The 13,730-nt window shown below is 34.6% G+C and carries 13 protein-coding genes; 12 read left to right on the top strand and 1 reads right to left on the bottom strand.

Annotation, left to right across the window (positions count from 1 at the left end; translation table 11 throughout):
• The first annotated feature begins 108 nt into the window (after positions 1–108).
• Together M947_RS18600 and M947_RS18605 are read left to right on the top strand one after the other, a co-directional pair.
• Positions 109–348 (top strand): transposase, encoded by a 240-nt coding sequence (locus M947_RS18600; RefSeq protein WP_162139350.1) that lies wholly within the window; start codon positions 109–111, stop codon positions 346–348.
• An 11-nt stretch (positions 349–359) separates the two neighbouring features.
• Positions 360–1,220, top strand: coding sequence for an IS3 family transposase (locus M947_RS18605; RefSeq protein WP_071779286.1), 861 nt, complete (start codon positions 360–362; stop codon positions 1,218–1,220).
• A gap of 189 nt (positions 1,221–1,409) precedes the next feature.
• Here M947_RS18605 and M947_RS18610 read toward each other — a convergent pair whose 3' ends face one another.
• On the bottom strand, positions 1,410–2,600 hold the full coding sequence (locus M947_RS18610) for an HNH endonuclease (RefSeq protein WP_021287625.1): 1,191 nt from the start codon (positions 2,598–2,600) through the stop codon (positions 1,410–1,412).
• 191 nt (positions 2,601–2,791) lie between these two features.
• Between M947_RS18610 and M947_RS23375 the strand changes: the two genes are divergently transcribed.
• The 10 genes from M947_RS23375 (at position 2,792) to M947_RS18645 (ending at position 13,673) form a co-directional block, all read left to right on the top strand.
• Entirely contained in the window at positions 2,792–2,932 is a 141-nt protein-coding gene (locus tag M947_RS23375) for a phage integrase N-terminal SAM-like domain-containing protein (RefSeq protein WP_245541256.1), read from the top strand.
• An 80-nt stretch (positions 2,933–3,012) separates the two neighbouring features.
• Positions 3,013–3,300: a nucleotidyltransferase family protein gene (locus M947_RS18615; protein WP_021287627.1), complete on the top strand. Its 288-nt coding sequence runs from the start codon at positions 3,013–3,015 to the stop codon at positions 3,298–3,300.
• Entirely contained in the window at positions 3,293–3,718 is a 426-nt protein-coding gene (locus M947_RS0111985; protein WP_021287628.1) for a HepT-like ribonuclease domain-containing protein, read from the top strand. Before M947_RS18615 ends, M947_RS0111985 begins: the two co-directional genes overlap by 8 nt.
• 75 nt (positions 3,719–3,793) lie before the next feature.
• Positions 3,794–5,212, top strand: a complete 1,419-nt coding sequence (locus tag M947_RS18620) for an FAD binding domain-containing protein (protein ID WP_021287629.1) — start codon at positions 3,794–3,796, stop codon at positions 5,210–5,212.
• The gene (locus M947_RS18625) at positions 5,212–7,518 is read left to right on the top strand and encodes a xanthine dehydrogenase molybdopterin binding subunit (RefSeq protein WP_021287630.1); all 2,307 of its coding nucleotides are present in this window, start codon (positions 5,212–5,214) and stop codon (positions 7,516–7,518) included. The genes M947_RS18620 and M947_RS18625 overlap by 1 nt, the downstream gene beginning before the upstream one ends.
• Complete coding sequence (gene xdhC, locus M947_RS18630; protein ID WP_021287631.1) at positions 7,518–8,291, top strand: xanthine dehydrogenase accessory protein XdhC; 774 nt, start codon at positions 7,518–7,520, stop codon at positions 8,289–8,291. Before M947_RS18625 ends, xdhC begins: the two co-directional genes overlap by 1 nt.
• Positions 8,292–8,352: 61 nt before the next feature.
• Entirely contained in the window at positions 8,353–10,923 is a 2,571-nt protein-coding gene (pepN, locus tag M947_RS18635) for an aminopeptidase N (RefSeq protein ID WP_021287632.1), read from the top strand.
• A 147-nt stretch (positions 10,924–11,070) separates the two neighbouring features.
• Entirely contained in the window at positions 11,071–12,540 is a 1,470-nt protein-coding gene (locus M947_RS18640) for an NAD(P)/FAD-dependent oxidoreductase (RefSeq protein WP_021287633.1), read from the top strand.
• Positions 12,541–12,652: 112 nt separating this feature from the next.
• The gene (locus M947_RS23625) at positions 12,653–12,817 is read left to right on the top strand and encodes a hypothetical protein (RefSeq protein WP_021287634.1); all 165 of its coding nucleotides are present in this window, start codon (positions 12,653–12,655) and stop codon (positions 12,815–12,817) included.
• A gap of 19 nt (positions 12,818–12,836) precedes the next feature.
• On the top strand, positions 12,837–13,673 hold the full coding sequence (locus tag M947_RS18645; protein ID WP_021287635.1) for a peptide deformylase: 837 nt from the start codon (positions 12,837–12,839) through the stop codon (positions 13,671–13,673).
• Positions 13,674–13,730 lie beyond the last annotated feature (57 nt).

Genomic DNA, 13,730 nt, shown 5'->3' on the forward strand with positions numbered 1-13,730 from the left:
AATGTGACTGGTGAAAGCTATAGATTAAAGCAAAAAAGGGAAGCTGGATTATTAGATATTTCAGTTAAATAATAAGTGTTACGAAGTGGTGCATTTTTGCACTGCGTTTTGGTACATTTTTGGATTGCGCTTGACATTAACGATACAGCTGAGAGATTAGGAGTTCATCCTGATTCACTCAGAGGTTGGATAAAACGCTTAGAGTCTCCAGAAGCAATTGAAAAACACAAGGTTTCTGATGCATCACAAGCGGAGATTAAGAAGCTCCAGAAAGAACTTAAGCGAGTTACCGAAGAGAGGGATATCCTAAAAAAGGCCGCGGTGTACTTTGCAAGCCACACAAACTAAAATATGCTTTTATTCAAGAGCATAGTCAACTTTATACAGTTGGTAGACTGTGTAAAGTTATGCAAGTACACCGAAGCGGATACTATCAATGGTTAAATCAGCCCATTTCAAACAGAGAGCTTGAAAATCAAGAATTACTACTGCACATAAAAGATGCGTTTAAAGCGTCTAGTGGTGTATATGGACATAGAAATATACACAAGGATTTAAAAGAGCTTGGACTCCATGTCAATAAAAAAAGAGTTGCTAGACTGATGCGCGAAGCGAAACTCTATGGAGTAGGCACTTATAAGCGCAAGCCTTACTCTAAGCCTGGTCAAGTTCATAAAGCGCATCCAAATCACCTACATCAGTGCTTCATATCTAGTAAGCCAAATGATACTTGGGTTAGCGATATTACATATATCAGAACGAAAGAGGGATGGATATTCTTAGCAACAGTATTAGATTTATATAGTCGTAAGATTATTGGCTGGGCAACGGGGCATCGTCAAACAACACCATTGATAATTTCAGCACTTAAAATGGCAACCACAAGACTTAAAAAAACTGACGAAGTTATTCTTCACTCTGATCAAGGAAGCCAGTACAGCTCTTATGAGTACAAAAGATTTGCTGTAAAATATAATATTACTCTTAGTATGAGTAGACGAGGCAATTGCTATGATAATGCTGTCGCAGAAAGCTTCTTTAAAACTCTAAAAAAAGAGCTAGTCAGAAAACAGATATTTTTAACAAGAGATATAGCAGCCTCAAAGATATTTGAATATATAGAGATGTTCTACAATTCAAAAAGAAGACATAGTTATCTGGATTATATTTCGCCTAATGAGTTTGAAAAAAGGTATAATTTAAAGTCTTTAAATAAATAGGTTTTTACTGGATTGGTAATTGTCTAGTTTATAGGGGACATTCCATATCGCTAGTTTTAGGCTTTATATGGCTAAAATCGTTGCAATTATTTTTATGGTAGAATTTAGGCAAAAAAATTGCCTAAATTAAGTTGAAATTAGAAAATTATGTGTTGTGGGGTTTGATTATTTCACAGTCTCACTGATTTGTTAGTCTTTCTTCTCAAGATTAAATGGAGGCAATTCACTTTGGTCTTGATACAAACTTTCCAATTCTATTAACTCAGGCAAAAAACTTTTATCACCAGTATTGAATGCTAAAATATTTGGAATTTCAATTTCACCTATAAATAGTTCTCTTTGCGGAACTAAAATATATCCCCAGCCATAAGGATACTTTTTAATTAATTCATGTTCATATTTATCAAGTTCGTTTGTAATGACTGTTAGAATTGGATATTGATTTTCTCCATACAAATTGCCATAAAAAACCAATGTATTACTTACTGGAATAAAAAATAATCCATGACAACCTTTGAAGTTCAAAAACTTCATAAATTTTTCAAGGTCATTCTTTCCTTTGGAAAAAAATGACATCATTTTTGGTTGTAATTCTATTAGTTTTTTATGATCTTTATTCCAAAAAATATCTCTGTAAAAATTTGCTTCATTAGATGTAGAAAATTGCTTTCCAAATAAAGAATATCCTAATCCAAGAGATAATTTTGCTTGAAACCTAACATTGAAGTCAATATTTATTGGCATAGTATGTTTTTGTATATCTTTAGATTGATGAATAGTAAAAAGTTCTTTTTTTATGTTTTGTTGTTCATTTGATAGACTTTCTGATGATTGATTTGGAAGTATATAATTAACAGAAATTTTTTTTGATTTTTTAAATTGCTTAATAAAAGAATTTAAAAGTAGTTCTATCCAAAATGGATTATCTGTCAAACCAACTAAATATACCTCTCCTGCATTTTTCCCTTTTCTTTTTCGAGGATCTCCACCTGCAATTGTTTGAAAACTCTCTGTAGAGTTATTGTGAAAATGGTAAATCATACTGCCACCACACCAAAGCCACTTTTCACAATATTTATAATTCGGATGCTTTATATACTCAACAAAACCCATATAGCTAAAAGGTATTATTGGTTTTTTTTCAAAGTCGTAATATCCTAGATAATCTGAAAAAGCAGGTAATGTAGTAGAAAAAAAGTTTTTTACAAAAGAACTATCAACATATAGTCCAGATAAACTATTACATCTTTGGCATACTAGTCTAGTCTTGAAAATATTATTTGCAAACGCGCCCCCTAAACTATCAGGAAAAATATGTTCAAGAGAAAATTCATCTGTATTTTTTTCTTGATTACAATAAATACACGTATGATCTTGCAATTACATTCCCTATATCTTTTTTTTACTAACTATTTATTCATACCCATTATAGTGAAGGCAACCTTAAGTAATATCCTTAAAGAAAAAATGTCCTTTTAAAAATATAATTGCTCTTATTGGAACATATATAAGTATTATTTATTGTATATCCGTTAAAAGAACATAAATGAGCTTAAATTATGGAGTCAGCTATGGAAGCTAAAAAGAAATTACTAGATATTGTTCGTGAGAAAATTCGCCTTAAACACTATAGTTATTCTACTGAAAAAAATTATGTTCATTGGATTAAGCACTATATTTTTTTTAGATACACCCCTGAGATTCACTCTTAGGGGTATAGAGACATCTTTACACAAAATAAAGAGGAATTAGAGTAGAATCGTAAATACAAAATTTATAAAAGGGGTAGAAAATGTACACAACAACAAAAATTGCAGAAGTACTTAAAAATAAAAAACTACCTTACAACATAAAAAACTTTATACTCTTTGGTTCTGTTGCATCCCAAACAAATACAGATAAAAGTGATATAGATATAGCATATATAGAAAATGAAAACTCAAGATTAAATTTTGAAAACTATTTAAAACTTGAAAATGAACTTGAAACTATATTTCAAACTAAGGTTGATCTAATAAATTATAAAAAATTCAACCCACTTATCAAGCTCCATTCTCAAAAGGATTTCATCTATGTTTGATAGTAAAAACACCTTGTATGTACTGACTATACTTGAAGCTATAGAGAAAATTTTTATATATTCATCAGGGTTTAAAGATGAAGAGACATTTTACTTTGCAAATAAGAAACTAAACTTTAATGCTACAGTCAACTTGCTCATAGCAATAGGCGAAGAAAATAAAAAGATTGATGACAAACTGAAAAGTTCAAATAAATTAAATTGGAAAAACATATCTGCAATGAGAGATAAAATATCACACAATTACCGTGGTGTTGATGAGTCTATGGTGTGGGAAATCATCATAGATTATCTTCCTGTATTAAAACAGTTGCTTATAGAGATGCTACCAAAGATAAAAGATAGTACAGCTTATATAAAAGAAGCGTTAAAAACTCCCTATTATGAAGAGCTTTACTATTTACAAATAGAAAAATGATGAACAATCTTAAGATAGATCACGAAGGCGATATTTGTATCTATATATCTATAGTATCTAATATAAGGGACAATGATGCGAAATGAGATTATTTTTTATCTAAATGGTGAAAAACATCTAGTTAGCGGCGAAAAGGTATATTGGCCCTTATCACGATATATAAGGGAGTGTGCAGGAAAAACAGGAACAAAAGTAGTCTGTGCTGAGGGTGATTGTGGTGCTTGTACAGTGCTAATCTCTAATCACTCTACTGATGATTTTTACTCTATAAACTCATGTATAAGCCCAATCTTTACAAATGATGCAAAGCATATTGTGACTATTGAAGGTCTCTCTCTGCTTCAAGAGGGTTCTAACACAATATCTAAAGCTTTAGCTCATGGAAATGCTGCTCAATGTGGTTTCTGCTCACCAGGGTTTGTAATGTCCCTAGCAGACCTTTTTGAACATAACAAAAAGGTTGATGAGCAGATGATTAAAGACTATACTACTGGTAATTTATGCCGTTGTACAGGTTATGTTGATATTATAAAATCCGCTCTTTGTGTAGATACTTCAAAGTATAAATCTGTAAAAGATTTTTTCCTCACACCAAAGCATATTGCAGAGCTTAGTGCTTTAGCACAAGAATCTCTATGTTTAAATTTTAACGCGAGAACAGTTGTAATCGTGACAAGTTTAGAAGAACTATATAGCTATCGTAAAAAATTTCCACAAGCCAAACTAATTGCATCAGCAACAGACCTAGGTGTCTTGATGAATAAAGGCATCTCCAAAGAGCAAGAGTTTATCTTTATTGGGAAAATCGCTTCGCTAAACACTTTAAATGCCCAGGATGATTATATAAATATAGGCTCAAACAAGACACTCACAGATGTACAAAAAGGTTTAGAAGAGTTTTATCCTGAATTTTCAAAATTTTTAGATGAATTTGCTTCGCCTCAAATCAAAAACAGAGCTACTCTTGTTGGTAATATTGCAAATGGCTCACCTATTGGAGATACTCTGCCTTTTCTTGTTAGCATTGAAGCTATCTTGGTTATTTCAAGCATTAGAGGAACTAGAGAGCTTCCTATAGATAAATTTTACAAGGCTTATAAAGATTTTGATCTCTTAAGTGATGAAATCATCACTGCTGTAAAAATTCCTAAACCAAAAGATGGAACTGTTTTAAAACTCTATAAAGTAGCAAATAGAACCCATCTTGATATCGCAACTCTTAGCGCGGCTTTTTATATTAAGATAGATAAATCAAGCCTTATAGAACACCTTCGCATCGCTTATGGTGGTGTAGCAGAGACTGTACTTCGCCTAGAAGAGATAGAAAAAAAGTATCTTGATTGTAGCTTTACTTTAGAGACTTTTGAGATGATAGGAAAAGATATTTCAGACTCCATAAAACCACTAACAGATGTTAGAGCAAGTGCAGAGTTTCGCAAATCAGTAGCACGCAATCTTTTAAGCCGTCTCTACTATGATTTAGGAGGTCTTTAATGAGTAGTGTGAATCATGACAATGCCAAAGGACATCTAGATGGCACAACGGAGTTTATAGAAGATAGAGTTATGATGAAAAATGAAGTCTATGTCTCTTATATCGCTTCGCCTTACGCTAAAGCTAAAATATTAGAGCGTGACTATAGAGATGCAAAAGAGATAGAGGGTGTTTTAGGCATTTGGGATTATAGAGATCTTAGTGGAAATCTCTGGGGAAATATCGATGCTGATCAACCTATCTTGGCAGAGGCGATTACGCACTATGTTGGGGAACCTATTGCAATTATAGCCGCTACGACTGTAGAAGCCTTAGAGAGCGTGAGGAAATTGACACTTATAACTTTTGAAGAACTCCCCTCAGTGCTAAACCTTGATGAGGCAATAGAAGAAAAAGATTACTTTGGTGATGTGCAAGTGATAAAGCGTGGAGATTTTGAGAGTGCTTATAAGAGTGCGCCATTAAGACTTAGTGGAGAGTATGAAAATAAAGCTCAAGAACATTTTTATCTTGAATCACAAGCGGCTATTGCTTACCCTGTTGATAATGATGAAATTGATATTCTTAGTTCATCACAAAACCCAACAGAGGTTCAGTATATCGTTGCAAAATGCCTAGGTTTAAAACTCAGACAAGTAACTTCTAAAGTCAAGAGAATGGGAGGTGCTTTTGGTGGAAAAGAGACACAATCTGTTCCTTTTGCTGTTATGGCTGCCTTTGTTGCTTTTAAACTAAAGCGTCCTGCTCGGATTATCCTTAGTAAAGTGGATGATATGATTGTAACAGGTAAGCGACACCCTTTTAAAGGCTTTTATAGGGTTGGTTTTAATGCAGAGGGCATAGTGCTAGGGCTTGAGACAAAGTTGTTTGCTGATGGTGGTGCATACACAGACATCTCTCCATCTGTAGTTCAAAGAGCAATCCTACATAGTGATAATGCATACTATGTAAAAAACTGGAGTATTAGCGGAGTAGCTTGCAGAACAAACCATCATCCTCATACTGCCTTTCGTGGCTTTGGTGCTCCTCAAGGGATAGCTTTAGTTGAGCAGGTTTTTGATGATATCGCTTACCATCTTAAGATGGATCCTTTGAGTGTAAGAGAGAGAAATCTATATGCCATTGATAGAAACAATACTGCACCTTATGGTCAAAAGATTACACAAAACACCCTGCCTCAAATAGTAGAAAAACTTGTAAACTCAAGTAACTACAAACAAAGACGAGAGGCCATTGAGGCCTTTAACAGAGAGTCTAAAACTACTATCAAAGGTATTGGACTTACTCCCGTGAAATTTGGTATATCTTTTACTTCGAGATTTTTAAACCAAGCCAATGCTCTAGTAAATATATTTCCAGATGCAAGTGTTCAAATCTCAACAGGTGCAACAGAGATGGGGCAAGGTGTTAACACTAAAATAGCACAAGTTGTTGCACAGACTCTAGGCGTAGATGTTTCTATGTGTAAGGTAATGATTACCTCCACAGAGAAAAATCACAATACCTCGCCAACAGCCGCTTCAAGTGGAACTGATCTAAATGCAATGGCGGCAAATTTAGCTGCAATGAAGATAAAAAATCGCCTTTTAAACTTGGCAGCTCAACTATTTTTAAATGAGGGGCATGATGCTCACTTTGAATATAGTGTGAGTGAAGCCATTGAGACAAGTCACATATATATCGAAAATGGAGTTGTAATAAACAGAGAAACAAATCAAAAAATGGCTCTTAGAGAGCTTTTAGATATTGCATATAAAAATAGAATATCGATGGGAGATTATGCTTTTTATAAAACCCCAAATCTCAGTTTTGATGTTAAAAAAGGAGAGGGAAAACCTTTTGCCTACTATACAAACTGTGCGGCTGTTAGCGAGGTTACAATAGACCGCTTTAGCGGAAAAACAAGCGTTGATAGAGTTGAGATACTAATGGATTTAGGACGCTCTATAAATGAAGGTATAGATAGAGGTCAAATCGCAGGTGCTTTTGTTCAGTGTATGGGTTGGGTAACAAATGAAAATCTCGTTTATTCTGATAAAGGGGCTCTGCTTTCACACTCTCCTACAACTTATAAAATTCCTAATATTCAAGATATTCCATCAGATTTTATAATCAATTTTCTTGATAACCCTTATGAAGTAGACAATATAAGAGGTTCAAAAACCGTAGCTGAACCACCATTTATTCTTGGTCTGTCTATCTTCTCAGCCATTCGTCATGCACTCTCATCAAAGGGATTTAAGGGCAATATAAAAATTCCAGCTACAGCTGAGAATATTTTAATGAAACTGGAATCCCTCAGGTAATGAATCTATATAAAAAAATTAAAAAACTAGGGCGTGATACTAGTTATGTCTTGGTCACTATCGTAGATGCACAGCGAAGTGTTCCTCAAGAGATTGGTGCAAAAATGTTAGTGACACAAGAGTGTATAGATACTCCACTCTATGGAACCATCGGTGGGGGAAAAATTGAAAAAGAGTCTCTGCACTATGCACTATCACTTTTAGAAGATAGGAATGCAACAAGTCATTTAAAGCATTTTTGCTTAACTAAAGATTTGGACATGGTGTGTGGCGGTGAAATGACAATATTTTTTGAAATTTCTAGAGTTAAAAAATGGAATATTGCTATTTTTGGGGCAGGGCATATTGCTCAAAAGCTTATTCGTATACTCAAAACTCTTGATTGTCATATATACTCTTTAGATTTACGCAAAGAGTGGCTTAAAAAACTTCCTAAATCAAAAAATATTATGACAGGCTCATTTGAACATCTTTTACCACAAGATTGTTTTTGCCTTATCATGACACACTCTCATGATTTAGATTTTTCTATAGCACAAAAGTTACTAAAGAGTAGCCAAGACATTCCTTATCTTGGGGTTATAGGAAGTTCCTCTAAGGCTAAAAGTATGAAGCATAGACTTAAAGAGAGTGGAGTTTCTCAAGAAGATATTTCAAAAATATACTCTCCGGTTGGATTAGATATAGGAAACAACACACCAGAAGAGATAGCCATTAGTATTTCAGCACAATTATTAGAAGTTCGAGACTCCATGAGCAACACAAAACTTTAAGACTCATTTACATCTAAAACTCTTATGCTATTATTACTCTAAAAATAAAAAGAGAAAAGCAATGAGTGATATGAGTGTTATTTGTTTAAAAGACTATAAAAAGTGTGGGTTTGAAGTAGAGAGTTGTGAGCTCTACTTCGAGCTTTTTGAAGAGTTTGTGATTGTTACAAACACTATGGAGATAAATAAGTTAGATGCTCAAGAAAAGCACATAAAGCTTGATTCTCAAGAGTTGGAACTTCTTGAAGTCTATCTAAATGACTTGAAATTAAACGATACTCGCTACGATATACAAGAGGAGAGTTTCACTGTTTATAATGTTCCAAACTCATTTTCACTAAAGATAAAAAACAAGCTCTATCCACAAAACAATACTGAGCTAGAAGGTCTTTACAAATCAGGTTCTATCTTTTGTACACAAAATGAGCCAGAGGGTTTTAGAAGAATAACTCCATATCTTGACCGTCCAGATATTATGAGCGTCTTTACTACAACGATCGTGGCAGACAAAGAGAGATATCCCGTACTTTTAGGTAATGGAAACAAGCAAAGCTCTCATGACTTAGCAGATGGCAGACATGAGGTTACTTGGTTTGACCCACATCCAAAACCATCATATCTTTTTGCCATAGTTGCAGGCGATTTAGGAGTTATAAGCGATGAGTTTATAACAGCTTCACAAACAAAAGTAGAGCTAAATATTTACTGCGACAAAGGAGCCGAGTCGAAGTGTTTTTTTGCGATGAAGTCACTTAAAGATGCAATGATTTGGGATGAACAAAAGTATGGTAGAGAGTATGATTTAGATGTTTATAACATCGTAGCAGTAGATAGTTTTAACATGGGAGCTATGGAGAACAAGGGCTTAAATATCTTTAACTCTCACTACGTCTTAGCAGATGAGGATAAGGCTACAGATGCTGACTTTATGGGGATACAAAGTGTTATAGCTCATGAGTATTTTCATAACTGGACGGGAAACCGCATCACTTGTTGTGACTGGTTTGAGCTAACTCTAAAAGAGGGACTTACAGTCTTTCGCGACCAGTGTTTCTCAGCAGATTTAAACTCACAAGAGGTCCAGCGCATCGAAGATGTGAAGGGTTTAAGAGAGAGACAGTTTGTAGAAGATGCCTCTCCTATGGCACATCCCATCCAACCCGACTCATACATCTCTATAAACAACTTCTACACTTCAACAGTCTATGAAAAAGGTGCAGAAGTTATAAGAATGTTGCACACTCTTTTAGGAGAGAGCAGGTTTAGAGAGGCGATGGACCTATACTTTAAGACCTTTGATGGAAGAGCTGTAAGAACTGGTGACTTTTTATGGGCTATGAGCGAGGTTGATAAAGAAAAAAGAGTTGATTTTACGCAGTTTAAGAGATGGTATCATCAATCAGGCACGCCAATCTTAGAAGTTAAAGACTCATTTTGTGATGGAGTTTACACACTTGATTTGAAGCAGGTTGTACCAAACAAGGTTGATGAGATTAAACAAGAACCTTTTTATTTTCCACTAAAAGTAGGACTTATTGGCTCTGATGGCAAGGAGATTAAAGAGGAGATGCTTGTAGTCTCAAAAGAAGAGGAGAGTTTTGTCTTTGAGGGGCTAGAGGCAAAGCCTTATCTCTCTATAAACCGTGGCTTTAGTGCACCCATCATTATAAAACAAGAGAAAAATGAGTACGCATTTTTAATGAAACACGACAAAGATAGCTTTGTAAAGTATGAATCAGCACAATCTTTTGCCCTAGAGACTACAGAGAAACTCATGGAGAGTGCAGAGCTTGATGCGGAGTTTTTAAACTCTTTTGGATATGTTTTAGATTTAGATGTAGAGCTTTCATACAAAGCACTTCTACTTGAACTTCCATCTATCTCAAGCTTGATGCAAAGACAAAAAGTGGTTGATTTTACTCCTATCTATAAAGCTAAAGAGAGACTAGAGCGTGAGATAGCCACAGAGTTCAAAGAGAAGCTTCTTGATATTTATAGACTCCATCATAAACCAAAAAACAAAGAGTTAGATACAGTGAGTGTTGGAGAGAGAGCCTTGAAAAATAGAGCTTTGAGACTACTCTCAAGCTTAGAGAGTAGAGAGGTTATAGACTTAGCATATAAACAGTACCAAGAATCCCTTACCATGACTGATAGAGTCGTAGCTCTTGATGTGTTAGAAAACATCACAAGCCATGAGGGAGGTCTTGCCTTAGACGATTTTTATGAAAGATACAAAGATGATACTTTAGTTATGAACAAGTACTTCTCCATCATAGCAGCCTCACAAAGAGAGGGAGTGTTGCTTCGCGTTATAGCGTCACAAGATGATGAAGTTTATGATAAAAGAGTTCCAAATCTAGTTCGCTCTCTTGTTGGAGTCTTTGCAAAAAATTACAAATATTTCCACGCTGCTGATGGATCAGGATATGCTTTTGTAGCAGATAAAATCATAGAGATAGATAAGATAAATGCACAGATGGCATCGGGACTAGCATCTGCGTTTAAAATATATAATAGATTAAATCAAAATAACAAAAATTTGATAAAAAAAGAGTTGGAATGTGTAATTTCTACACACTCTCTTTCAAAGAACACTTATGAAATTATTAGCAAAATCCTTAAAATTTAGTTTTAATAAAATTTTCAGAAGCTTGAAAGTACCTAAAATAAAGCTCTAAATAGATATATAATTTATTTATATAATAATTATTTGTTATAAAGGTAAGTTGATTTTGTGATATGATTGTTTTACTTTTACAATAAAAGGAGAAATTATATGGCAAGATTGGTAGTTTTAGGCGGAGGTGTTTCAGGACATACTGCCGCAACTTTTGCAGCAAAATGGCTGGGTTCATCCCACGAGGTTGTTGTGGTAACCCCAAACGCAAAATGGAATTGGATTCCATCAAATATATGGGTTGGTGTTGGACTTATGTCCAAAGAAGAAGTCACTTTTGACTTAGCTAGTGTTTATGCAAAAGCAGGTATCACGTATAAACAAGCAAAAGCAGTTTCTATAAATCCAGAAGGAGGTTCTTCTAGTGATAAACCTTTTGTAAGTATAGAGTATACACTAGAATCAAGAGAGGGTGATGTTGAAGATGTTGAGTATGATTATCTCATTAACGCAACTGGACCCAAGCTAAACTTTGCAGCGACTCCAGGCTTAGGAGATGAAAATGGTTTAGGTGAGCATACAGTCTCAGTTTGTACGGCTGATCATGCAGTTCATGCATCGCAAGAGCTTAAAAAGTGTATACAAAAGATGAAAAATGGCGAGCGTCAAAAGTTTCTGATTGGGACTGGACATGGTCTGTGTACATGCCAGGGTGCTGCATTTGAGTATATTTTTAACATAGAGCATGAGCTTAAAAAAGCTGGTGTGCGTGATATGGCAGATATAAAATGGATATCAAATGAGTCCTTTTTAGGTGACTTTGGAGTTGGTGGGCTTCATATGAAAGCTATGGGCTTTGCTGTAAGTTCAAGGATATTTGCAGAATCTTTATTTGCCGAGCGTGATGTAGATTGGATTATCGGTGCGCATGTTTCTAAGGTAGAAGCTGGTTCCGTTGATTACGAACTACTTGATGGCTCTGTTGGTAAAGAGTCTTTTGACTTCTCAATGTTAATTCCACCATTTGCAGGTGTTGGAATCAAAGCATACAGCAAAGATGGCGAAGATATTACAGCTGAACTTTTTGCTCCAAATGGATTTATTAAAGTTGATGCTAACTACTCTGCTGGTGCGTATGAAAATTGGAAAGCTAGTGATTGGCCCGCAACTTATCAAAATCCAACTTATACAAATATATTTGCATGCGGTATCGCTTTTGCACCTCCGCATCCAATTTCAAAACCGATGAGTTCTCCAAGTGGAACTCCTATCAACCCTACGCCACCTCGTACTGGTATGCCATCTGGTATAATGGGCAAAACAGTTGCTCACAGTATTTGTGATAGAATTTTAAAAGGAGAAGATGCTCCATTGCATAGAGCTTCTATGGCTGAGATGGGTGCTGCTTGTGTGGCATCTGCTGGTAAAGGAATCTTTGATGGTACCGCAGCTGCTATGACTATATACCCTGTTGTCCCTGATTTTGACAAGTATCCTGGGACTGGCCGTGATACGGACTATACTTTTGGTGAGATTGGTCTTGCAGGTCACTGGATAAAACATATCTTACACCATCTCTTTATGTATAAAGCTCAACTTAAACCAGGTTGGACGCTCATTCCAGAGTAGGGTAAAAACACAAACTAAGTGCTGACGTAGATATCGGAATTATTTCCGATATCGTGATAATTAAAAGGGAGGAATTCCCTTAAATTTATAAAATAAATTAAAGGATAAGAAAATGTCAAAATATAGCGAAAAAAATATCAAAGCATATGGAAATAACTTTACTACAATGACACCAGGTCCAGTGGCGAAGTTTTTAAGAACTTGTGTTATATATCAGTTTATAAGATTTATTGTCATAAATCTTAAGATGTTAGTAGTGGTTAAAAAAAGTCATTAGTTCTTAAAAAGGCAGTTTAATGGTAAGAGAGATTACTACTTATCCAACACCACCTAGTGTAGAATACTCAACAGATGTAAGAGTTGTGACTAAAGAGATATTATCTATTATACAAGATTTAAAAGATACTATAAAAGAGAACTCTCTTGAGGCACTAGCTGCATTTCAAATAGGTGAGATGTATAATATTATTGTTATTAAAAAAAAAGATTCATTTTTTAAAATTGGTGAGGATGATGAGTATTTAGAATTAATAAATCCTAGAATAATAAGTACTAGCGATAAAATAACAACGGTAGAAAGAACAGCTTATTTCCCTGATTTGAGTGCAAAAGTACAGAGACATAAGAATATTTCCATCATATATGAAGATGTAAATCTTAAACAACATACTCTAAAGGCAACTGGCGAAGAGTCTATCTTGCTTCAAAGAAAAGTGGACTATACCTTTGGTTCATCTTTTATAAATAAGTTATCAAAAGAAGAAAAGAAGCTTTTTGTTAAAAAACTTGAGTTTGGAAGCGACATCGCAATTTCAGAAAATTGTCCGACAAGCTTTAAAAGAGATTATCTTATAAAGATTATAAATATCATCATGATAGCTATGGCTTTATTGGTTATTGTCTCTTTGTTTGTATCTAACAAGAGCACATTAGATAGCATATGGTCTTATCAGCTTAATATTTTTTATGTTGCTTTTGGGCTGTTGATATTTTATTTCTTCTACGCCCAATACGAAGGAAAGCAATTTACCTCTTGTACTAGTTGTCAGATAGGAAATATAATTGGTACAAGTGTCATAATGCTTGTAAAGTTATTACTTATAATGTTAATATCATTTTTTGTAATAAATTGAGTTCTCTGATTAATTTATAAACTAGATTCCATGTCAAGTAAAAATAGCAAAAAGCGA

The organism is Sulfurimonas hongkongensis (genome assembly GCF_000445475.1).
GTDB classification, from domain to species: Bacteria; Campylobacterota; Campylobacteria; order Campylobacterales; family Sulfurimonadaceae; genus Sulfurimonas; species Sulfurimonas hongkongensis.

Coding starts and splice junctions, on each gene's coding strand:
- M947_RS18645 (WP_021287635.1), top strand. CDS start 12,837: ATGGTAAGAGAGATTACTACTTATCCAACACCACCTAGTGTAGAATAC.
- M947_RS18615 (WP_021287627.1), top strand. CDS start 3,013: ATGTACACAACAACAAAAATTGCAGAAGTACTTAAAAATAAAAAACTA.
- M947_RS18620 (WP_021287629.1), top strand. CDS start 3,794: ATGCGAAATGAGATTATTTTTTATCTAAATGGTGAAAAACATCTAGTT.
- xdhC (WP_021287631.1), top strand. CDS start 7,518: ATGAATCTATATAAAAAAATTAAAAAACTAGGGCGTGATACTAGTTAT.
- M947_RS18640 (WP_021287633.1), top strand. CDS start 11,071: ATGGCAAGATTGGTAGTTTTAGGCGGAGGTGTTTCAGGACATACTGCC.
- M947_RS18625 (WP_021287630.1), top strand. CDS start 5,212: ATGAGTAGTGTGAATCATGACAATGCCAAAGGACATCTAGATGGCACA.
- M947_RS23625 (WP_021287634.1), top strand. CDS start 12,653: ATGTCAAAATATAGCGAAAAAAATATCAAAGCATATGGAAATAACTTT.
- M947_RS23375 (WP_245541256.1), top strand. CDS start 2,792: ATGGAAGCTAAAAAGAAATTACTAGATATTGTTCGTGAGAAAATTCGC.
- M947_RS0111985 (WP_021287628.1), top strand. CDS start 3,293: ATGTTTGATAGTAAAAACACCTTGTATGTACTGACTATACTTGAAGCT.
- pepN (WP_021287632.1), top strand. CDS start 8,353: ATGAGTGATATGAGTGTTATTTGTTTAAAAGACTATAAAAAGTGTGGG.